Source organism: Sphaerochaeta sp. UBA5849 (assembly GCA_002432715.1).
GTDB lineage: Bacteria > Spirochaetota > Spirochaetia > Sphaerochaetales > Sphaerochaetaceae > Sphaerochaeta.
In genome coordinates this window covers 1-20,779 of record DJGJ01000012.1, presented here as the reverse complement: position 1 = coordinate 20,779, position 20,779 = coordinate 1, and the positions used below count along the sequence as shown (strand labels likewise).

21 protein-coding genes are annotated in these 20,779 nt (G+C 47.3%); 11 read left to right on the top strand and 10 right to left on the bottom strand.

Annotated features, from left to right (window positions below; translation table 11 throughout):
• Positions 1-31: 31 nt before the first annotated feature.
• Together B3K89_RS01450 and B3K89_RS01445 are read right to left on the bottom strand one after the other, a co-directional pair.
• Positions 32-238, bottom strand: a complete 207-nt coding sequence (locus tag B3K89_RS01450) for a hypothetical protein (RefSeq protein WP_345906966.1) — start codon at positions 236-238, stop codon at positions 32-34.
• On the bottom strand, positions 231-1,064 hold the full coding sequence (locus B3K89_RS01445) for an ABC transporter permease (protein ID WP_345906965.1): 834 nt from the start codon (positions 1,062-1,064) through the stop codon (positions 231-233). The genes B3K89_RS01450 and B3K89_RS01445 overlap by 8 nt, the downstream gene beginning before the upstream one ends.
• Before the next feature lie 602 nt (positions 1,065-1,666).
• On the opposite strand from B3K89_RS01445, the gene B3K89_RS01440 reads away from it, so the two are divergent.
• From B3K89_RS01440 to B3K89_RS01405, 8 genes are all read left to right on the top strand, one after another.
• The gene (locus B3K89_RS01440) at positions 1,667-2,080 is read left to right on the top strand and encodes a hypothetical protein (RefSeq protein WP_345906964.1); all 414 of its coding nucleotides are present in this window, start codon (positions 1,667-1,669) and stop codon (positions 2,078-2,080) included.
• A gap of 15 nt (positions 2,081-2,095) precedes the next feature.
• Positions 2,096-2,473 carry a helix-turn-helix transcriptional regulator gene (locus B3K89_RS01435; RefSeq protein ID WP_345906963.1) on the top strand — a complete coding sequence of 126 codons (378 nt, stop codon included), beginning with the start codon at positions 2,096-2,098 and terminating at the stop codon, positions 2,471-2,473.
• Positions 2,474-2,508: 35 nt separating this feature from the next.
• Positions 2,509-2,925 (top strand): protein-export chaperone SecB, encoded by a 417-nt coding sequence (locus B3K89_RS01430; protein ID WP_293890869.1) that lies wholly within the window; start codon positions 2,509-2,511, stop codon positions 2,923-2,925.
• Between the two features lie 106 nt (positions 2,926-3,031).
• On the top strand, positions 3,032-3,472 hold the full coding sequence (locus tag B3K89_RS01425; protein WP_345906962.1) for a CPBP family intramembrane glutamic endopeptidase: 441 nt from the start codon (positions 3,032-3,034) through the stop codon (positions 3,470-3,472).
• Between the two features lie 499 nt (positions 3,473-3,971).
• Positions 3,972-4,958, top strand: coding sequence for a substrate-binding domain-containing protein (locus tag B3K89_RS01420; protein ID WP_293890863.1), 987 nt, complete (start codon positions 3,972-3,974; stop codon positions 4,956-4,958).
• Between the two features lie 106 nt (positions 4,959-5,064).
• Positions 5,065-6,582, top strand: a complete 1,518-nt coding sequence (locus B3K89_RS01415; RefSeq protein WP_293890860.1) for a sugar ABC transporter ATP-binding protein — start codon at positions 5,065-5,067, stop codon at positions 6,580-6,582.
• Positions 6,570-7,673, top strand: coding sequence for an ABC transporter permease (locus B3K89_RS01410; protein ID WP_293890857.1), 1,104 nt, complete (start codon positions 6,570-6,572; stop codon positions 7,671-7,673). Before B3K89_RS01415 ends, B3K89_RS01410 begins: the two co-directional genes overlap by 13 nt.
• 1 nt (position 7,674) lies before the next feature.
• The gene (locus B3K89_RS01405) at positions 7,675-8,766 is read left to right on the top strand and encodes an ABC transporter permease (RefSeq protein ID WP_345906961.1); all 1,092 of its coding nucleotides are present in this window, start codon (positions 7,675-7,677) and stop codon (positions 8,764-8,766) included.
• A gap of 18 nt (positions 8,767-8,784) precedes the next feature.
• Here the strand turns inward: B3K89_RS01405 and B3K89_RS01400 are convergent, their stop codons facing one another.
• From B3K89_RS01400 to B3K89_RS01370, 7 genes are all read right to left on the bottom strand, one after another.
• Positions 8,785-10,374 (bottom strand): response regulator, encoded by a 1,590-nt coding sequence (locus B3K89_RS01400; protein ID WP_293890851.1) that lies wholly within the window; start codon positions 10,372-10,374, stop codon positions 8,785-8,787.
• A complete protein-coding gene (locus B3K89_RS01395) occupies positions 10,367-11,737 on the bottom strand; it encodes a sensor histidine kinase (RefSeq protein ID WP_293890848.1) in 1,371 nt (456 codons plus the stop codon). Before B3K89_RS01395 ends, B3K89_RS01400 begins: the two co-directional genes overlap by 8 nt.
• Before the next feature lie 103 nt (positions 11,738-11,840).
• Positions 11,841-12,848 (bottom strand): ABC transporter substrate-binding protein, encoded by a 1,008-nt coding sequence (locus B3K89_RS01390; RefSeq protein ID WP_293890845.1) that lies wholly within the window; start codon positions 12,846-12,848, stop codon positions 11,841-11,843.
• Between the two features lie 517 nt (positions 12,849-13,365).
• Positions 13,366-14,178 (bottom strand): hypothetical protein, encoded by an 813-nt coding sequence (locus tag B3K89_RS01385; RefSeq protein ID WP_293890842.1) that lies wholly within the window; start codon positions 14,176-14,178, stop codon positions 13,366-13,368.
• A gap of 13 nt (positions 14,179-14,191) precedes the next feature.
• Complete coding sequence (locus B3K89_RS01380; RefSeq protein ID WP_293890839.1) at positions 14,192-14,893, bottom strand: hypothetical protein; 702 nt, start codon at positions 14,891-14,893, stop codon at positions 14,192-14,194.
• A complete protein-coding gene (locus B3K89_RS01375; RefSeq protein WP_293890836.1) occupies positions 14,884-15,705 on the bottom strand; it encodes a TIGR04255 family protein in 822 nt (273 codons plus the stop codon). Before B3K89_RS01375 ends, B3K89_RS01380 begins: the two co-directional genes overlap by 10 nt.
• Positions 15,706-15,746: 41 nt before the next feature.
• Positions 15,747-16,043 carry a hypothetical protein gene (locus B3K89_RS01370; protein WP_298504620.1) on the bottom strand — a complete coding sequence of 99 codons (297 nt, stop codon included), beginning with the start codon at positions 16,041-16,043 and terminating at the stop codon, positions 15,747-15,749.
• A gap of 185 nt (positions 16,044-16,228) precedes the next feature.
• On the opposite strand from B3K89_RS01370, the gene B3K89_RS01365 reads away from it, so the two are divergent.
• The gene (locus B3K89_RS01365) at positions 16,229-16,687 is read left to right on the top strand and encodes an N-formylglutamate amidohydrolase (RefSeq protein WP_345906967.1); all 459 of its coding nucleotides are present in this window, start codon (positions 16,229-16,231) and stop codon (positions 16,685-16,687) included.
• A gap of 31 nt (positions 16,688-16,718) precedes the next feature.
• Entirely contained in the window at positions 16,719-17,006 is a 288-nt protein-coding gene (locus tag B3K89_RS01360; protein ID WP_345906960.1) for a hypothetical protein, read from the top strand.
• Positions 17,007-17,467: 461 nt separating this feature from the next.
• Here B3K89_RS01360 and B3K89_RS01355 read toward each other — a convergent pair whose 3' ends face one another.
• Positions 17,468-18,919, bottom strand: a complete 1,452-nt coding sequence (locus tag B3K89_RS01355) for a glycoside hydrolase family 28 protein (protein ID WP_345906959.1) — start codon at positions 18,917-18,919, stop codon at positions 17,468-17,470.
• Between the two features lie 261 nt (positions 18,920-19,180).
• On the opposite strand from B3K89_RS01355, the gene B3K89_RS01350 reads away from it, so the two are divergent.
• Positions 19,181-20,761 carry an IS1634 family transposase gene (locus tag B3K89_RS01350; RefSeq protein ID WP_345906958.1) on the top strand — a complete coding sequence of 527 codons (1,581 nt, stop codon included), beginning with the start codon at positions 19,181-19,183 and terminating at the stop codon, positions 20,759-20,761.
• Positions 20,762-20,779: the final 18 nt, after the last annotated feature.

The following is a 20,779-nucleotide window of genomic DNA, read 5'->3' as shown; positions in this document are numbered from 1 at the left end:
GCAGGCCTCCCAAAATCAAGCACGTATAGTCTCACTCGTTGGGAAAGTTGTATTTAAAGCTTTGTACCAATGCCCGTGATTTGAACACCTTGGTAAACCATTGGAGACTGAATCCTTGCAACGGAAGAGAGATGGTATTCGCACTGTTGAAGGAGGTGACAATGATCAGTACAAGAGGAAGAAAAATGAAGAGCAGTGTCAGTATGGCTATGAGGGTGACGAATCGGTGTTTATACATCCTTTTCTCCTCGTCGGTCTACTTTGCCTGCCAGCAGGTTGAAGAGTTTCATCACACCCATACTGACCACAATCATGATGAAAGCTATTACCGCCGAAGTCGACCAATTGGAGAGAGTATTCGATTGTTGGTAGAGAAGGGATGCGAGCATCATGTTCTGGTTTCCACCGAGCAGTGTCGGGGTGGTATATGCACTGATGGTTCCTGAGAACACCAAGACGGATGCTATGAGGAGACCGGAAAACGAGAGGGGAATGATGATCTTGAAGAAGGTTTTTGAGGGGGAGCACCCAAGGCTGTAGGAGGCCTCAAGTACTTCTTCCCCGATTCCCACCATAACGGAAGTAAGGGTGGAAATCATAACGGGGAGAAAGAGGTACACGCTGCCGATGACAATGGCAAAGTCGGTATAGAGAAGCTTGAGTGGCTCGTCTATGATGCCAAGGCTGAGGAAGAACTGGTTTATGATTCCATTGCGTCCAAGGATGCTGATCCAAGCAAAGCCGCGTACCACTGCATTGGTCAGCAGGGGAAACATGATCAGGGAGAGCAAGAGGCGTCGGGTCTTTTCTTTTCGGAGGCTGATATAATACGAGGTAGGCAGGCCGATGATGATGGTGATGAGCGTGGTGAGCAAGGAGAGCCTGAGTGAACGGTAGAAGATGGTTCTGAAAAAGGAGTCTGAAAAGAAGTCTATGTATGACGACAGGCTGAAGGACGGGGTGAAGAATGTCGGGATGATGGTTGCAAGCAAGGGGATGAGAAGACAAACCCCAGCAAGCAATAGGGATGGGCCTACCGCAAGGACGTAGTGTTGTAGTTTCATTCGCAAGTATCCCTTGTTGCACCATTGCTGCAACACGTCATATGCTGATAGCTAACTGTACCAATTACATATATAGCCCGCTTTGGAAACGCCTGTCAATATTGCCCACATACCTACATGTTGCTGTATTTGTTGCAGCTCTTGTGTATGTTGCTGTCTGGTAAGTAAAACAGCGAGAGACGTTGCAATGCATGGAACGAGGAAAAAATGTGATGGTTGCCATGAAATGTTCTAGTTCTTGGTTTATATAATACGTGTATCAGCAATCTTGTGTACCTTTGAGCTGCTCTCACCTGCACGATATACCTTGGTCAATGATTTCCGGTTACTTTTCCCCTGCAATGGAAGGAAAAACTTCAGAATCTTCCAGTCTTGGGGCAGTATGTACTCTGGAAAAGGAGACAACAATAAAAAGCTTGCAAACCATTACTGTAAGCCATATATTATCTGTTGACAGTGGACATTCTTTACATAAGCATACTTCATACTTGTTAACATCTTTGATTATGTATAAACCGTACGGCAACGAATATGCACCTTTACAATGCATATTTCCTTGACTTTCTTCATAAAGTTAATATATATATTAACAAGGAATCCAGATGCAAAAAGCGATTCCACCCAAAGGCTATACTTCATTGCATGAAGGAAAAGTGCATGGAGTTAGCGTGTTGCTTTGGGGTGATGAAGCTAACAAAACAGCTGTATACAGGTTCTTTGATGGGTTGGAAGGCCCAGAAGCAGAGAATAGCCTTGAAGACTTAATGGCAAGTTTTGATTTTATTGACCGATTTTTTCCTGATAATATCCATAAAAAGAAGTTCAAGCCGATGGGTGAAGAGGACTTTTGGGAAGTTAAGGGAGGAGATCAATTAAGATTTGCAAGCATCTGGGACAGAAATCGGACATTGATACTGATATACGGTCTTTGGAAGAAAGACCAGCAATGGAGGAAGGAGGACCTCCGAAAAGCTAGAGCTCAATATAAGTTATATAAAAAAGAGAGAAAGAGTTAACAAGGAGAAAAGAAGATGGGAGGCATCCAGAGGTTTACAGAAATTGCAAAGAATTACATGGATAACCCAAGAATTCGGAAAAGAATGTTCCGAAATGAGGTTTCCAAGAGAATTCTTGATGCAATGAATTTGAAGGAGTTTAACAAGGCTGATCTTGCAAGAGCTCTTGAAACATCTCCTTCCAATATTTCCCAGATACTCAATGGAGACAGAAACCTTACATTGGATAAACTCTGTGAGATTTCCATGGTATTGGATATGGTTCCTTCGTTTGAATTCAAAGACAAGAATGAAGTATATACTTGTAGTTTTGCGGTATCTGATGTTGTATCCGGCGTAATCGACAGCTATGCAGACATTCCTCATTTTGAGGGATGTTTGTTTAGGTGTTGAGGTTACTGACTAACCAAAAAGTCAAGGAGTGTAAAATGGGTATACCCATAAAGAACATTTTTATTACAGAGCTCAGCTTCCAAAGAGCGCCGGAAGTATCGACTCCGCTTAAATATTCCTTCAAGGTCCAAATCGGATCATCAGTTGATGAAGATAAGAAAACAGCCCAGGTTAACTTGAAACTTGAGTTATCGGAAACAACAAAGAAAGAGGTTACTTTAACCTGTTGCATGATAGGATTGTTTGATATTACTGAAAAAGATGAAATGCCCATTTCACTGGATGAGTTCCTGAGTATTAATGCGCCAGCGCTTGTATTTCCTTATCTCCGTGAGACTGTGACCAATATCACACTTCATTCAGGGATCAATCCAATATTTATTCCAACAATAAATTTCAAGGAGATCAGGGATAGAAAACAAGAAGAAGCCCCCGATAAATCGAAAGAGTAACTTGCCCGGTATCCATCCTACCGAATCACCCAATATGCCCCTTGACGTTTGTCCCCCCTCCCCTTTTTCTTTCTACTAGTGCTCTCGTGCTCAGCTTCTTCCCGGCTTGAGAAAAGAAGAGCGCTGGGAAACGACTGGATGGACCATCGGCCTCATCATGGCGGCCGTCACCGGCTTGGTACTCTATTTCCAAACATCCGCATCAGGATATTCCTTCAAGCTTTGGCCCAACCTCATCATGGTTTTGCCTATGGCAGCCGTAAATGCATTCACCGAGGAGGTGGTCTTTCGCCTATCATACGTTACATCAACAGAAAACGCCGGGCTCTCACCCACTTGGGCAATGGCCCTGGGTTCCCTTGTCTTCGGCTTTGTCCATTATTGGGGCATTGCTCCGAAATGGACGCTTGGTGCTGTCCTGGTAGCATACATCGGATTTTTTCTCACAAAATCAAGCCTGGAAACCAAGGGATTCCTCTTCGCATGGGCGGTCCATGCCATTTTGGATGTTGTGATACTCACCTTCCTGTTCAATGCACACCCCTGATCATCGGTACCGACACAACCCAGAATTTCTCCAGGAACTGATATTCATAAGAAAATCAGAGATTTCTTTGGCTGAAAACCTTTCTAACTGCAAGCACCACCTTGTAGACCTCTTACTGAAGCCAAGGTGGGCCATCCCATGCATACAAGCCGGAAAATCAGTCAACTTGTTGAGTGATTTTCCTTCCAGAGGCCACCGAGGCATTACACCCCCAGGAAGCCAAGCAAACCCAGCCCTTTCTTTTACCCCCCCTGCACCTATTTTACGATTTGTACGATGTCTTTGCTGATATCGTAAGAAAACGTACCTTTTTCATAAGATAACAAACATTTTTCTTCCTTTCTTGGAATTTGGTTTTTACAAGGAAAATATCATACCAAACTCAAGAGAATAGCTCATGTACTTCTGACATAGCAGGCCTTAGGCTTTTCATGGAAGATGCGGCGTTGCCGCAAAACAACTATCCAAATTTTTATGATTCCCTAAAAAGGAGGAGAACATGAAAAAAGCTCTAGGTATTTTGATGATTCTATTACTGTTGGGTTCAGGCGTGCTGTTCGCCCAAGGTCAGAAAGAGTCCGGCCTCATCAAGGTGGGTATTGTGAACCTGCCGCCGGAAGAATCCGGATATCGGCAGGCTAACGTTGAAGACATGAACACAGTGTTTTCAAAAGCCAACGGCTATGACGCAAAGCAGACCAACACCATGGACAACAGCGAGCAGATTGCTGCAGCGAAAGGCTACATCCGTGACGGAGTGGACTACCTCTTGATCTCAGCAGCAAACGCTTCAGGATGGGACGACACCCTCAAATCCGCAAAAGATGCCGGCATAAAAGTAATTCTCTTTGACCGCGCAATCGACACGGACAAATCCAATTACCAGGCTGCCCTGCTCTCCGACATGGCCTATGAAGGCAAGAAAGCAGTGGAATGGGTGTTGAGCCTTGGTCTTCCCGAGATCAACCTGATTCTCATCCGCGGACAGATGGGTTCTGCAGCTGAAATCGGCCGAAGTGCAGCCGTACTCGAAGCCGCAAAAGCAGGCAAGCTCAACATCGTTGCCGATGGAACAGGTGGAGACAGCTGGAGTCTTGAAGAAGCCCGCAAGGTTGTTGAAGCAGCAATTGCTGCAGGCAAGGATTTCAACGTCATCTACGCACAGAATGATGGTATGGCACAAGGTGCCGTCCAGGCTCTCGAAGCAGCCGGCATCACCCACGGAAAGGGCGGCAAGGTCAAGGTCATCGGATTTGACTTCAACCGATTTGCTCTTCGGAACGTGCAGGCCGGTTACTGGGATGCCGACATGCAGTGCAATCCTCGCCAGGCAGCCGAGATCTCCAAGTGGATCAAGAGCGGCAGTATGCCTAGTGGAATTGTCTATCAGGAAGAATTGCTCTTGACTACCGAAACCATCACCGATGAACTCATCGACAAATGGGGGATCAACGCAGATCCAGGCAAGGGTGTAATCACCAGGTAGGTTTTCAGTCACAACAACGAAATGTGTGCAGTGTGGTGTGCGGATTTGGTTCTGCATACCACACCGCACTTCGCTTGTTCCGTATGCGTATTAAGGAGACCTTTGATTGTTGTCAGAAACCATACTCGAAATGACGGATATCAGCAAATCATTTCCTGGCGTCAAAGCTCTGGATGGCGTGGACTTCAAGCTCCGAAAGGGTGAGATTCATGCTCTCATGGGCGAAAACGGGGCGGGCAAATCCACACTGATAAAAGTCATTACCGGAGTCTACGAAAAAGACGCCGGCATCATCACCTTGCAGGGCGAGCCCATCCACTTCAAGGCGCCGGAAGAAGCGCAAAACAAGGGGATAGGTACCGTCTATCAGGAAATAATGCTCTGCCCCAATTTGACTGTGGCTGAGAACATGTATATCGGACGCAGATGCGGAGCGCTGGTGAACTGGAAGCAGATGAACGCGGATGCGGTACAGCTGCTTGGGTCGCTGGGTATTCCAGCAAGCCCGACCCAGGAGCTTTCAAGCTGCTCGCTTGCAGTACAGCAGATGATTGCGATTGCCCGTGCCGTCGATATGGACTGCAAGATCCTCATACTCGACGAGCCAACGTCTTCTCTTGATGAGGACGAAGTACAGAAACTCTTCGCCCTCATGCGTGAGCTGAAAGAGCGTGGCGTGGGAATCATCTTCATAACCCACTTTCTCGAACAGGTATACGAAATCAGCGACAGGATTACCGTGCTACGCAACGGGAAGCTGGTCGGTGAATATGAAACATCCTCGCTCTCCCAATTCGACCTCATCGCAAAGATGCTGGGCAATGAGCTGGAGGACATCACCAAATTAAAGAAACATGAGCCGGTTGCAACCGACTCCACCGTCCCTGTCTTTGAATGTATTGGCCTTTCAAGTGCCAAAGGAGTAAGACCCTTCAACTTCTCCATACAAAAAGGTGAAGTGAACGGATTTGCCGGGCTGCTCGGCTCCGGACGCAGTGAAAGCGCCCGCGCCATTTTCGCAGCAGACAAGGTAACCGGCGGTGAAGTAAAAATGAAAGGCAAACAAGTAAGGATCAAAACACCCCTGCATGCCATACAACATGGAATAGGATATCTGCCTGAAGACCGCAAAGACGATGGGATCATCGCAGACCTGTCGGTACGGGACAACATCGTTTTGACCCTGCAGGTCCTGAAAGGATTTTTCAAACCCTTCTCAATGAAACAGGCACAGGCATTTGCAGAAGAGTATATCGAGAAATTGAACATCAAGACTCCGACTCCCAACACGCCGATCAGATCGCTCTCCGGTGGGAACCAGCAGAAAGTCATCCTTGCCCGGTGGCTGCTCACCCACCCGGAGTACCTGATCCTGGATGAACCCACCCGTGGAATCGATGTCGGCACCAAGGTCGAGATTCAGAAACTCGTGATCAAGCTCGCTGCTGAAGGAATGAGCTTGACCTTCATCTCTTCAGAAATTGATGAGATGCTGAGAACCTGTTCCCGCTTGATAGTCATGAAAGACCGCGAGATCATAGGAGAACTCAAGGGATCGGAGTTGACGGAGAACGAAGTGATGAGGGTGATAGCACAGGGAGGAAAGACCGTATGCGCAAATTGATCAAGAACTTTTCCCACCTGTTTCTTCCCCTTTCGGTTATGACGCTGCTGATCATCATCAACCTGATAAAGGGCGCCGATTATTTCCGAATCACCATGGTGAACGGAGCTTTCTACGGGAATATCCCGAATATCCTGTTCGGGGCCTCCGAGCTGGTCATCCTGTCCATAGGCATGACATTGGTGACTGCAGCCTCACGGGGACAGGACATCAGCATCGGGGAAAGCGCCACCATCACATCGGCTGTATTCGTCATGTATGTCCTGCAAGCCGGCGAAGTCACGCTACTTACCATTGTGGTCGGCTTCCTCCTCAGCTGTGTAGCAGGCTTGGCCCTCGGCGCATTCAACGGCACCCTGGTTTCGATATTCAAGGTGCAACCGATGGTTGCATCGCTCATACTCTTTACCGGAGGCCGGTCCATAGCCTTCATGATCGACGGGAAACTGTCCCCCATCCTGGCCAACGACATATCGAATAAAATCGGTACGGTAATACCGGGCTTCCCGATACAGACTCCGATCATCCTGACGGCTGTCTTCATCGCACTTGTTGCCGTAGTATTCAAGACTACAACGCTCAGGCTCTATGTAGAGAGTGTGGGGATCAACCCGAATGCGGCACGCCTGAATGGCATCAATCCGAAAAAAGTCATCTTTGTGACATTCCTGATCATGGGATTCTGCAGCGCGGTTGCAGGATTCATCGCAGTGAACAAGGCGGGGCGCCACGACAGCGTCAACTTGCTCAAGCTGATCATGATGGATGCCATCCTTGCCGTGGCAATAGGCGGAAACTCGCTGGGTGGTGGAAAGTTCAGCATTACCGGTTCGATAATCGGAGCGTACACGATTGAGATGCTCAACAGGACCCTGCTCAGGCTGGAGATAGAACCCGCGATGATCAAGGTCTTCAAGGCAATCTTCATAATCATTCTCATGGTGGTTGCATCACCGGTTGTCAGGGTGCATATCAAAAAAACCATGGACAAGGTACGGGCTTGGAGAACTCCTGCAAGCCAAGCCAAGGGCGGGGCGCCGCTGTATGCAACCAATGAGCCCGCCGGCAGAGCCGGGAAGAAGGAGGAATAGGATGGCATCGGTAAACGCAATCAAACCAAAAACAAGGTTATCGAATTCGAATATCCTCTTTCTCATCGCTGCAGTCATATTTGTACTGATGTACATCTTTGCAATCATCAGGTATCCGGCCAGTTTCCTGCAGTTCCAGACGTTTTTTGACTTGTTCAACCTCAATGCTCCGCTCATCATCATGACACTCGGGCTTTGCATCGTCATGATCGGCGGCGGCATCGACATCTCCATCGGTTCGGTTTGCGGCTTGATAACCATGGCCTGTGCAGTCTATCTCCAGTCCGAATCCGGGAGTATTGCAGGCGCCATCCTCATCTCGTTGGGCATAGGCATTGCGTTCGGAATCCTGCATGGATATCTCATAGCCTATCTTGAAATCCAACCATTCATCATCACCTTGTCCGGGTTGTTCCTGGCACAGGGACTGTTGACAACACTTCACAAGGATCCCATCAATGTGACCATGCCTGCATTCGTGAGGTTGAGGGATTTTGACATTGTAATCACCTGGCTTGGGACGAGAAACAGGCTGGGAGTCTTCATCCCGTGTGAGATAAAACCCGGCACCATACTTGTGGTGATCCTTCTTGTCATCCTTGCTTCCTTGATGAAGTGGTCGCGGTTTGGGCGCAACGTCTACGCCGTCGGTGGCAATAGTCATAGCGCCATGATGCTCGGCATCAACGTAAAGCGAACAATATTCATCACCTATGTAATCAGTGGTTTGACAGCCGGCATCGCGGGGTTCGTGTACATCATGACAACAGGGGCGGGCAATGTCGGAAATGCGGCAGGAGCCGAAATGAAGGCGATAGCCTCGGCCATCATAGGAGGCACGCTGCTCAACGGCGGCGTAGGCAACCTGCTTGGAGCCCCGATCGGTACGTTGACGCTGCTGATCATCAACGAGCTGATCCGTGCTGCGGGCGTTCAATCAAACTTCCAAGCGATGGTAAGCGGACTGCTCTTGTATTTCTTCATCGTGCTTCAGAGCATCATCATGGCCCTGCGTGACAGGAAAAAGATCGGCCTTACCCTGCCGCCTTGGCTGCGACTACCGGACAAGAAACAATCCCAAGACCAAACGTAGGCGCTCAGAGACGCTTCTTCAATTCAGGCATTTGCTTCCGGTTCTGAACTCCCGGGGGGAAATGCCTGTATGCTTCTTGAAAATGTAACTGAAATAGTGGGGATCTCCAAATCCTACATCGTAGGCGATGTCTGCGCTTCTGAGCGCTGTCGTCTGCAAGAGTTCCTTCGACTTATTGATACGGACCCGGGTAAGGTATTCTATAAAGGTTTCACCGGTTTCCTGGGAAAAGATGGTACTGAAATGGTTTGGACTCACAGAGACGATCGACGCCACTGAGTGCAGGGAAATATCCTGGTCGGCAAAATGGAGGTTTATGTACTGCTTTGCCTTCTGAATCATTTCATAGTACTTCCCCGCCGACTTCAATTCCCTGAAATCAATGAACGTATCCAAAATTAGTTTCACCCCGTCACAGAAGGTCTCTTTCGAGGCGGCTATCTCGGTCAGCTGTGTCTTATTGGACGACCATGGGATGACTTCCTGCACAACACCACCCAACTCATCGATGATCCTTGATATAGCCACCATAAGATCATACAAAAGGTAATAGCTTATGAGCGTGGTCTGAAAAGGATCATCGCCTATCATGGTCATATACTGGGCGATGATCTCATGAATGCCCGACTTCTTCACATATTTGAGCCGTTCCGCGATAGGGCTTCCGTCCAGTTTCAAGAAATCTATTTCGGAGGATGCGTTCAGGTCATGTATTCCGATTATCAGGTTCTGGCCCGATTTAACGGTAAATTTTATCGCTTTTTCCGCATCGGCATATGATTGGGACAGGCTTCCGATTCGCTCGACCAACGAACCAATACCGATAGCCACCATACAGCCGGTATTACGTTCAACCTCATACTTGATCGCCTGGCCCAAGGTATACGCGGTCTCTTCGAGCGATTCGCCTTCAAGCTGCATCATCAACAGGATGATGGAGTCCCTGCTTTGCGAGAAGCACAACACCTCTTCCTGGTTGTCGATCAGGCTGTTGATGTGGAGCTTGGCGGTAATCATTTCAGCATAGTTCTCGGTGGAGATGGACAGCTTGATGATTGCAACAAGATACCCATGGGCGATGAGATCGAGCCCCATATCCCCGGCTTTCTCAAGCGCATCCTCCGTCCTGACAATACCGGTCACCAGGTCGCACAGCCAGCGTTCCCTGATCAGGTCCGAATTGGACCGGGCCTGTTGTTTCAGGTTCTCTATGCTTGAAAGATGCATTTTCTCCTGTTCAATCCTATCCACCAGCTTGTTGAGGATCGCCAGCATGCCAGAGGCGGAAACAGGCTTGAGAATGTATTCGTCAACACCGATCGATATGGCCTCTTGAGCGTACTGAAATTCATCATGGCCTGAGATGATGATAATTTTTATCCAGGGAAGAATTTTCTTGATAATCCGGGAGAGGCTGAGCCCATCGACAAACGGCATCCTGATATCGGTGATCAGGATGTCGGGTTTCACATCCTTCATGATCGACAAGGCCATCTCGCCGTCCGAAGCTTCGCCAACCAGGACAAACGGCCCTGATCCCGACTGTATGCTGTTGCGCAGCCCTTCCCGTACTACTATCTCATCTTCTGCAATGAACACCTTATACATTGGATAAAACCTCTGGTACGCTGAAATATACCGTAGTACCCGCTTTATACTGACTTGTGATCACCAGCTTCGTGCTGGTATCATAATACAGCTCCAGCCTTTTGTTGACATTATACAGTCCATAGACATTGTTCAAATCCTCGGGATCGGCCGAACCGTTGATTTGTTTCATGATGTTCGCAAGCTTTTCTTCCGTCATTCCAATTCCGTTGTCTTGCACGGAGAAATGCAGGCGATTGTTCTCACGCCATCCCTTCACCTGCAGTAATCCGCGACCCCGTTTATTCTTGATCCCGTGGTACAATGCGTTTTCAACAAGAGGCTGGAGCACCAGTTTCAATATTTGGCAGTCCGCCATCTCGCTCTGGTACTCAATCTCATAATCCAGGATGTCGCGGTATCTGATTTTCTGAATGGTCAGATAGCTTTTCACATGTTCAAACTCCTCGCTGACAGTCAAGAAATCCTTGCCCTTGTTCAGGGATATTCTAAAGAAGCTTGAAAATGCACGGGTGATGTCGATGACCTGATCATTCTTCTTCTCTTCGGCAAGCCAGACGATTGTATCGAATGTGTTGTAGAGAAAATGCGGGGTGATCTGGGCTTGAAGGGCTTTCATCTCCGATTTCTGAAGGTTTTGCTGCTCTTTGACATTCTCTGCGATTAATTCTTGGATTTTGACCGCCATGATGTTCAGGTTTTCAGTAAGGCCGTCAAGCTCGCTTACCTGAGGAAGTTTCACCCTGACAGAGAAATCTCCCTCTGCAATCCTTTTTGAAAGGTTCTCGAGCCTTTTGATGGGATTGTTGATGCTGGCTGTCACCGAACGCTGGGTAAAGATGGCGAAGATGGTGACAAACAGTACGGTAAAAATCTGGATGACGGTAAGGACGAACGTAATTTGCCTGTGGTGCTCGTTTGTTATCGTCGCCGACTCAATAACCCGTACGATGAAGTCCTGAAGGATGTCGGAGATGAGGGCCGATACCCCCCGGATTTCATCAAGGCTTTCCTCATTTTCACTCACCGGAGCATGGTTCGCCATCTGAGTTCCCAACCGGTCTACGTTGCGCTTCAGCGTATCGACCGCACGACCGGCAACCTCAAGCATCTGCCGGTTCTCCCGCTCCTCGGTCGTCCTCATGATGTCATTCAGGCTTTCGTTGATCCCGTCAATAATGTCGTACTGCCTGCCTTCATCGAACTTCTTGTTTCCAGCGACGATATCCCAGATCTCGTTGGAGATATCCATCTTTACCGTCTGATTCAGACGGTTTGCCTTGCTGACATTGGTTATGATGAGGTCGTAGCGACCCATTTGGACAACAAACGAAACAATCGTGATAACAGGAGGTGTTATCATCAGTAGGATGATGATCACATACGAAATCTTTATCCTTTCTTTTATGCTTCTGCTTTTAAACACAGAGAAAATTTTATCAATGACCGAGGTCTGATGCTTCATACTAATACCCGCGCGGCTCTATGAGCGATAGGTCATCGGTTTCATAAAACACTTCTTCATGTACATATTGCAGTCGCGGAATTGGCTCCCCGGCTGCCAATTTCTGAGCAAGCTTGATGATTTCGGGACCGGTTTTGGGGTTGCACTCGATGACGCAGTTCACCTTGCCTTCGCGAAGCGCATCGATTGCTGCCTGCTGTGCATCGATGGTGATGATGACAATATCCTTGCCGGGACGAAGCCCTCGCTCTTCCATCGCCTCGATGACCCCGAGGGTCATCCCGTCGTTGTGGGAGTAGATGACATCGATGTCATCATACATATCAAGAAATTCAACAGCCAATTCGTATCCCTTCGAGCGAAGGAAATCACCTGACTTGCTGTAGATGATCCGGTACTGTGGATGAGACTTAAGAACTTCCCTGAAGCCTTCAGCCCTTCCAATGGCTACCGAAGAGCCTTCCGTCCCGAACAGCTCCACGATATTGATATACTCTTTGGTTTCGTTGAGCAGTTCGCTTTTGTTTTTGAACTTGTTCAAGACAAACAATCCGGCATTCCTGCCCTCCCTCAGGCTGTCTGTGCCGATGAATCCTGCATAGAGCGATTGGTCGTCAACATGTATCTTCCGATCGGTGACCAGGACTGGAATCCCGGCATCGCGGGCTTCCTGCAGGACATTGTCCCAGCCATCGGTGACAATCGGGACAAATACGATCACATCAACCTGATAGGCGATAAAGGAGCGCAATGCTTTTATCTGATTTTCTTGTTTCTGTTCAGCATTGTCATACACCAGCTGCACCCCTTGTGCAGCTGCAGCATCCTGCACAGAGCGGGTGTTGCACGTTCTCCAGGCGCTCTCCGCACCGATCTGCGAAAAACCTACAATAATCCCGTCATCTTCTTCTATGTGGGAGAGATTCTTTTTTTGGCCGCCGCATCCAACAAGACAACAGGTGGCTAGAACAAGAAAGACAATACAGATTTTCTTTATAGTATGAAACATCGAAAGGATCCTTTTACGCTCATGTACATTGATTATACATTCACTGCACAAGAATTAACAGGAAAAGTTGGGAACAACCACCCCCGTTTTCTTGTGCCAATTGATACTGCTGTTCCCATGGGAGAAGGAGGTGAGCTCTGGCCGAAGCCCGGGTCCCTTTTTCAACTAACCGCGCTTATACTATTCAATGATTTCGTTGGTTGAAAAACCTGAAGACAAAGCTTCAGGTCAAAAAAGATGGACGTCTCTTTTGGCAATACTTCCTACAACCAAGATGCGGAACGTACAAACTTTTCCCAACTCAGATGGCACTGTATGTTGGTCCAAAAACCCGCATTAAATCAATCGTTGCTGATCTTACCAGCAGTAAGCAGGGCGCATACACTATAGCTGTTGGCTTGGCCATACAGAAAAGTCATGTAAACAATAAATGGGAGGCTGTTTTCCCATGCTTTTCACCTCACACAAAGAACAGGCAGAATAGGTGGAGTACTCAATGGTGTTCAAGAGTCATCAATTATTGAACGAAGCCATAACGGCTACTCAGATATTCCTTATCCCAGATTTTGTAGTAGGAAAGCTCAAATAGTGTTATCTCATTTTCATATGAACAGCACACATCCTTGATCCTTATATGAGGACCAGAAAAGAGTTCCTCTACAACTCTCTCAATGTACTCTTTCTTATCCAGTCCAAGATCAGCGTCAAATGAACTGCCCTGCAGAAGAATACGTATTTCCAAGTTGTATACATCAGTGGGCGGTATTTCTGAAAAAGGATCGAGTTTGAAGAAAAAGCGTTTGATCGAAGGGAAAGATTTATTAAGTTCCGCAAGCTTGTTGTCGAGTTTTTTATTCTTTGAAAGATAGGTATTAAAGAGATCCGGAAAGGCAGGTCGGCTGTACCGTTTGGACAACCAAGAAACCAGCGTTGACAAAGATTCCTTGGTAAGCTCCTTATCAGTAACTGGAAAGCTTTCGTCAATCAGATCCCGAAGGATACGTATTCGATGGGCCATTTGTACATGAAAACAAGTGCCATCTCTGTCTTCCACATGCAATCTACGAGGATTTTTCCCATACCTAAAATTAATATCGCAAGCTTCAATAGATTGTGCGCAAAGAAATTCAACAAACGGTTCATTCTCAAGAGAATGATGTTGCAAATCACAATCTTGGCTGAACAGAATACATGCGTCTGCTTCTTTTACCCAAGAGAACTGCTCAGTAGCATGGCTTACCAGCACATCTTTTAGTGCACCATCAAATACTTGTCCTTGCTTCCAACCCAGTTTTTGTATCCGTTGTTGTATTGTCTCTACCACACCCATTATCCCTTCTCTTCTAGGAAAAAAGCTGATCAAGATTATAGGCGAATGTTTCTTCCGAAGCCTTCTTTGTTGCAGCCAGCCTGTCTAGTTCTTCCTTTTTCCTGCGAGATCGATCCAGCAACTCTTCCAAGACCCGGATAATGGAACTACGTTGTTCAACAAAAGCATCTGGAGAGGAAATCACTTCAAACAAAGAGGCATTCAGCTTTTCGATGTGATGATGTAAATACAACTGGACAGTATCCTCAGAAGATATATCAGAAATTTCGCATACTAGTTGGAACAATTGCTCAATCCGCTTTTTATTCGCACCTGTTGGCTCCATCGTCCTATTCAACCACCCGTAGATGGTAACACGGCTGACTCCGAATATTTGAGCCCATTCAGTCTTTCTGAACTGGAAGAACCGATGGAGATGCTTGAATTGTTCATATATATCAGTAACAACTGACTTCTGTTTGGCTCTAGGTACCCTGACAGCATCCGTAGAAGTATTTTGAGAAAAAATCCAGTACGTATTTGGAATCATCTTATATGCAGTACCGGCCATAAAGGTTTGTTGTATAAAATCTTCATCTACCAGCTTATTTGAATCTCCAGAAAAATAAATAACTTGAACATTCAAGCTGCTACAATTACTTACATTTCTATAGGACCATAAAGGTGCAAATCCTATACAGGTAGTCTGTGTTGCATCGACGGTTGTCATGACCATAATTGCTTAGCCTCCTCTGTAATAAGAGAAGCGAAAAAAACATTCTCAATCACTGTGTGCAAAGCAATAAAAACCTCTTTGCTCTTTGGCATAATCGCTTCCTTATTACCATTTTGAAACACTATGAAATGGTCTAAATCGACATAGGTAACCAAAGACCCTGAAGAGACATTATCTATTACTCCGCGAGGATCGCGAATAATATCTTCTGGATACTTTCTCCCAGCAGCATTCTGGTATATTCGTACAAGTAAGTTGCTTGTCATTTTCACTTCAGGAAGCCTTACCCTCCTTTGGAGAGCCCAGGTCAACAATCCATTATCCGCCCAATGTACATCATCCGGGAATGGACATCCTTGGAATTCCGGCTTGATCGCAGCTCGCCAGGTCAACTCAGGCTTCTCGTCAATGGTATTAATGAATCGAAGACCCAATCTATTGATCAAGGAAAAATCGACAAGTTCATCAATCTTGTTCATGAGCTGCATGAAGGTAGCAAGCAATTCCTCGAATGAATAATCGGCCAAATCAAACACTTGAAAGGTAAGTTTCTCTGTATCAATAAACAGTGTTCTTTGATAATCAGCCGAAGCGAACACCCATTGCACTACAATAGTTTTCTCAACCTCTCCGTTTTGGCCAATTTTCAGCATATCACCCCGCATTTTTGTAATCTGCGGGAAACCGGCTTTTCGACAATAATCTTGTATTGCAGGAATGTAGCTTTCAATATTCAGTATTGGCGCATACTGCATCTGGAAGAGAACCACTGACAAAGGTCCGTTCGGAAGTTCTTGTTTAATTGTAGCCATGACGTACTCCCTACCCTTACTTTACGCTAAACTTTACACAATTACAAGGGAAATGCATATCTTCTCGCCAAACCGCACCTATGACCTGCGGGCAATAGTGTCTTGATTAATGCACCACCGACAACGCCATCATAGGCACCAAGATGGACTGTCCCTTTTAATAGTGTTCCGGCAGAAATCAAATCTATAGCGATATACATTTTTTTCCTTCCAGCTTCCCATCCGGTTACAATTGCTCCATGGATTACCAGACAACCAAAGAACTCTGCATTGCCTTCGATAAAAACTATCAGGAAGTTGAACCCTTTGCTATCGAGTGAGGTCTTGCTGCTACGCATGTACAAAGTGTAATCGATGAAATTTTTGCGTTGGCAACCGATGTCAAAGGCCTTCACTCATTGGCCGGCTCCGGCTCGTGGTTGATCCCGAGCGGTTTGAGGAAGATGAGAAGAAACCGATGGCAGCTGTCAGGATTGGTGTCATCTATACGGCAACTTCATAGAAAACATTCCTCCGTGCCAAACTGGATGAGAGTAAGAGAGCCGAGCTCTTGGATACATATTATCGGCCTCATCACCGACGATTTTCTGAAGTTGTTGCTGAATTGCTGAACAAAGCTGGACAAGTCCTGATCATCGACCGCCATAGTTTTCCAAGCAGGCCATGGCCCTATGAACTCAACCAGGATAAGGACAGGCTGGACATCTGCATCGGCACAGATTCTTTTCATACTCAGCAGTGGTTGCTTGATACACTAAAAGAGACTTTTCAAAAGCTGGGGTATTCAGTAGCTGTCAACCATCCATTTACAGGAGCAATCGTACCGCTGCCCTACTATTCTCAAGAGGCTCGAGTGCTATCAATTATGATTGAGATCAACAGAAAGCTCTATATGGATGGGAAAACCGGGGAAAAAGGCCTTCTCTTCGCCATTGTCAAAGAAAATATTGCCACTGTTCTCAGCCACGTATTACACGCATAAGAGGTACATATGACTATTGCTACGTATGTAGATGAGGACATGGCACTTCCTGCTTACCGGGGAGTGGTCTCAGTCACCGCATCACCAAGGCAAGGTAGAGTTCCATTATCGGAATACAAACAACCTGAGGGATTGGGCAATCCTCTCCATCGGATTTCCCAAACGGATTGCAGTGGTTGCAACCTTTGACCAACCTACAGAGATTGAAGAGGCCTGCAGCATCATGCTGAAGGTCCTTAAAATAAGAAGAAGAGAATTCCTTGACTGCATCGATGAGACAGGTGATTTTGATTATGAAAGGTTTGAGGAGGCCGTTTGAGAGGAGTTGAGAAATATACGCAGTGTGCGACCTCAAGATATCTTTTGCACAGCCTTGCAACGTAGCATAGGAAAGTAAGTAGAACTCAAAATCCATGCTCATTTTTCCAATAAAAACCTGAAGGCAAAACTTCAGGTTCAACAAGAAGTACATTTCTTTCGGCAACCACCACCTTTCGGGATCACTTCCTGCAACCAAGGTGCAGTACATACAAATTCTTCACTGCTCTGTTGACACTATCATCTGTACTTTTTCAACACAAGCTTATACGCGGTTGTCACTTCAATGATCATTAGGCCGGATAGAAGCCCTGTACATTTGAAAATTCAATTTGATGCAGCAAGAACAGCACGCGGAGGCAAATCAACGCATATGAGATTATTGCATGCGTTCCTTATTTCGAGAAAGAGGCCCACTTCACAACTCAAGCGAAGCGGGCCAAAAATAGATAGGGGAGAGTATTAGATCGAGTTCATTGTACCATTCATCCGCTGGTCATTGATCTCAACATTGTCGAGTACCAGATTCTTTACATTCTCAAGCATGAAAACTGGGTTGCTGGCGTTCTTGATTGTGACATTCCTCAGCATCACATCCTGCAGGGGGTATCCCTTCGGGGCATGAGCTTCAAAAACATTTTTGGTACTTTCCATGGTGATATCTTCGAATACCAGATCCTTGTAGATGGTCGGGAAATTTCCACCCAACTCACCAGGATAATTCAATTGGAACCAAATAAAATTCTCAAAGTTTGCAATTCTCATATTTCTGACTCGTACATGTTCGCAGGTTGCTCCACGGTCAAGGTTTGCCTTGAAGCGGACTGCTGAAACGCCATCCTGCATTACGTTGTCATCAAAGAAAACGTAGGCAATACCACCGGACATTTCAGAACCAAGGGCAATACCGTCCTCTCCACCCATGTCGTTCTTTCGGACGACGATGTACTTTGAGGGCTTGCCTACACTGCGGCCATCATAATCACGACCGCTCTTTACTACGACAGAGTCGTCGCCGGTACGGAAGTAGTTTTCTTCCACGATGACATAGGTCGAGGATTCAACATCAACACCGTCGTTGTTGGCATTGTGGGACTCAACAGTCAGCCCACGTACCTGAACATGGTTGGAACAGTTCACATGGTTAATCCAGAATGGGGAGTTGTTTACCGTATAGTCTTCCAACAAAACCCTATCACAGTAGTTTATCTGGATACAGGCAGGTCTCAAGAACGTCCCCTCTGCAAACACGCGTTGTTCAACCGGTGTTCCCTCAGCACCATAAGCCCTAAGCTGCAACTGATCATTCTTCTGCAATTTATTCCATGTATGGAACACGCTCTCAGCATTCCCGTCAATCACACCTTTACCGGTAAGTGCAATATCATGCTGCCCGTATGCATAGACCATAGGAGAATAGCCCATCAACTCAGTACCTTCCCAACGGGTTTTCACAGCAGGGAGAAAATCCGACGGTTCGGGACTAAACAATAATTTGGAACCCTCAGCCAGATTGAGCTCAACATTGCTCTTTAGCTCTACAGAACCTTTGCAGAAATAGGTGCCTGCAGGAACAACGACCTTACCACCGCCGGCAGCAGTTGCAGTATCGATTGCCTTCTGGATTGCAGGAAGAGCATCGCTTACTCCATCGGCAACGGCTCCAAAATCGGTAACCGTGAACACAACATCGGTGGGAATTCTGGGTCTTTGTACTGCTTGTACAATCGCTGAGGCCATATTCCAGTCTGCCTGGGTTGATTCATCAAAGAACACCTCTTGAATAGTCAACTTTCCATCTCCGAATCCAGGAAATGCAAACGACGGATCAGTGCCAGACTCAACGCTCCCCTGAGCCATCACCGGATACAACAACAGCGCAGCGAGGCCCAATACGCACATAGCTTTTCTCATAATCTTCTCCTTGGCAAGATGAGCATCCTGCCTAATTTCAAGCTATGTTAAGTGTAGAGGAGCAACTCTTTCGTCCAAAAGCGGCAAGGTTTTTTATATCTATCTGTAACGTTTCATCCTTAGGGAGCAGAACCCTATTCTTGTATACCTGAAATATCCAATAAATCATCATTTCTCGTCCCTACTGCATGGTTTTCTCTTGCTGTATTGAGATTCTTGTGGTATGATTTTAGCACCCTAATATAGGGTGCTGGAGAAGCCATGAACATCAAGCATGAGAGACCCGATTTTGTCAGGAATTTCGTCAAGCCGAAAAACACCGAGATCAAGCATATCAGCGGGCATTGGTACCTCTACGAGCGTGCCACCAAATACAACCCCGAGACCGGAAAGTCAACCAAGGTCTCCGGCAAGATGCTGGGAAAAATCACCGAACAGGGTCTTGTCGGAAAGAGGATTGACTTTTCCCATATCCGTGAGATTGAGGTTGTCGAGCTTGGAGCCTCCCAGTATTTCTATGAGAAGGGGGCCCTGATCCGCGAGAGGCTCAAGGAGTTCTTCCCTGATGTCTGGCGCGAGATATTTACGGTCGCCGTCATGAGGCTTGCCTATGACAGGACGCTGCGGAGGTGCCACACCCACTATGAGACGAGCATCCTGTCTTCCATTTTCCCCGGCCTTCCCATATCCCCCGCAAGCCTTACGAGACTGCTCGACCGCCTCGGCCAGGACCGCGGCAACATCAGGAAGTTCCTGCTTTCCATGCCCAGGGATGCGAACCGGTTCATGACGGTCGACGGGCATCGCCTGCTGTCGGCCTCCCGAACTCTCGAGAATGCCGAGGTCGGCTATGACTCGAAGCTCAGGTACAAGGACCAGGTCAACCTTCTGTACATCTTCTCCCTTGGCGATGGAGTGGGCCGTCCCGAGTACTATATGCAGTTTGCGGGGAACATCCCCGATGTCACCGCCTTCTCAGCCTTGCTGAGGGAGGCCGGCATCGATGAGAAGGACTGTATCTTCATTGCTGACAAGGGGTTCGGCAGCGAAGACAACTTCGACCTTGTTGACGGCAGCCTCCTGCATTACATGACGCCCCTCAAGAGGGGCAGCCTGGAGGTGAGGGGGAAGGTGCCCAACTCCCAGTTCGATTACGAGTATGGGTTCATCTATCACAAGAGGCCGATCCTTGCCAAGAGAATCGACTGTGAAGGGTACGCAGTTCACCTGTTCCTCGATCCATCTCTCCTTGCCGAAGAGACTGCGGGCATGCTCGCCGGGCTGGGAAAGAAGAATGCAACATTGGAAGCGAGGAAGGGAAAGGAGCTTGGCCGCAGGGAAAAAGGCAAGGGACGGCTCACCGACGAGGAGCTTGCAGCCATGGCGCCCTGCATGCTTTCCGAAGAGATTTCAGGCAAGACGGAGATGGGGACCATCTCGATAAGGACAAACCAGCTGGAGCTGTCACCCGAGCAGGTGTATTGCATCTACAAGCAGAGGCAGGCTGTCGAGCAGTTCTTCAAGACCTTCGACTGCACCCTGGAATTCAATGCCAGCTATATGCGGGGCATCTACTCCATGGAAGCCTGGCTGTTCCTGAACCACCTGAGCATGACCATGGGTGTGGAAGCTATGGATTCGATAGCCAACCTGGGCAGGACGCAGGACATCTCCCTTGATGACTTCATCCAGGGGATGCGCAAGATAAAGGCCATCAAGGTCGACGGGAAATGGTACCCTGCAAAGGTCATCAAGAAAGTGGATACAATGTGCAAACAGTTGGGGATAGAGCTCGAATCGATAGATGATATTATCCAGTCGGAGAGACGTTCAGCACCCTAACGATGAAATGTTACAGAT

Bases quoted from the DNA above. Each gene is read 5' to 3' on its own strand.
- B3K89_RS01450 (WP_345906966.1), bottom strand. From the start codon at position 238: ATGTATAAACACCGATTCGTCACCCTCATAGCCATACTGACACTGCTC.
- B3K89_RS01445 (WP_345906965.1), bottom strand. From the start codon at position 1,064: ATGAAACTACAACACTACGTCCTTGCGGTAGGCCCATCCCTATTGCTT.
- B3K89_RS01440 (WP_345906964.1), top strand. From the start codon at position 1,667: ATGCAAAAAGCGATTCCACCCAAAGGCTATACTTCATTGCATGAAGGA.
- B3K89_RS01435 (WP_345906963.1), top strand. From the start codon at position 2,096: ATGGGAGGCATCCAGAGGTTTACAGAAATTGCAAAGAATTACATGGAT.
- B3K89_RS01430 (WP_293890869.1), top strand. From the start codon at position 2,509: ATGGGTATACCCATAAAGAACATTTTTATTACAGAGCTCAGCTTCCAA.
- B3K89_RS01420 (WP_293890863.1), top strand. From the start codon at position 3,972: ATGAAAAAAGCTCTAGGTATTTTGATGATTCTATTACTGTTGGGTTCA.
- B3K89_RS01410 (WP_293890857.1), top strand. From the start codon at position 6,570: ATGCGCAAATTGATCAAGAACTTTTCCCACCTGTTTCTTCCCCTTTCG.
- B3K89_RS01405 (WP_345906961.1), top strand. From the start codon at position 7,675: ATGGCATCGGTAAACGCAATCAAACCAAAAACAAGGTTATCGAATTCG.
- B3K89_RS01400 (WP_293890851.1), bottom strand. From the start codon at position 10,374: ATGTATAAGGTGTTCATTGCAGAAGATGAGATAGTAGTACGGGAAGGG.
- B3K89_RS01395 (WP_293890848.1), bottom strand. From the start codon at position 11,737: ATGATAACACCTCCTGTTATCACGATTGTTTCGTTTGTTGTCCAAATG.
- B3K89_RS01390 (WP_293890845.1), bottom strand. From the start codon at position 12,848: ATGTTTCATACTATAAAGAAAATCTGTATTGTCTTTCTTGTTCTAGCC.
- B3K89_RS01385 (WP_293890842.1), bottom strand. From the start codon at position 14,178: ATGGGTGTGGTAGAGACAATACAACAACGGATACAAAAACTGGGTTGG.
- B3K89_RS01380 (WP_293890839.1), bottom strand. From the start codon at position 14,893: ATGGTCATGACAACCGTCGATGCAACACAGACTACCTGTATAGGATTT.
- B3K89_RS01375 (WP_293890836.1), bottom strand. From the start codon at position 15,705: ATGGCTACAATTAAACAAGAACTTCCGAACGGACCTTTGTCAGTGGTT.
- B3K89_RS01370 (WP_298504620.1), bottom strand. From the start codon at position 16,043: ATGCGTAGCAGCAAGACCTCACTCGATAGCAAAGGGTTCAACTTCCTG.
- B3K89_RS01360 (WP_345906960.1), top strand. From the start codon at position 16,719: ATGAGGACATGGCACTTCCTGCTTACCGGGGAGTGGTCTCAGTCACCG.
- B3K89_RS01355 (WP_345906959.1), bottom strand. From the start codon at position 18,919: ATGAGAAAAGCTATGTGCGTATTGGGCCTCGCTGCGCTGTTGTTGTAT.
- B3K89_RS01350 (WP_345906958.1), top strand. From the start codon at position 19,181: ATGAACATCAAGCATGAGAGACCCGATTTTGTCAGGAATTTCGTCAAG.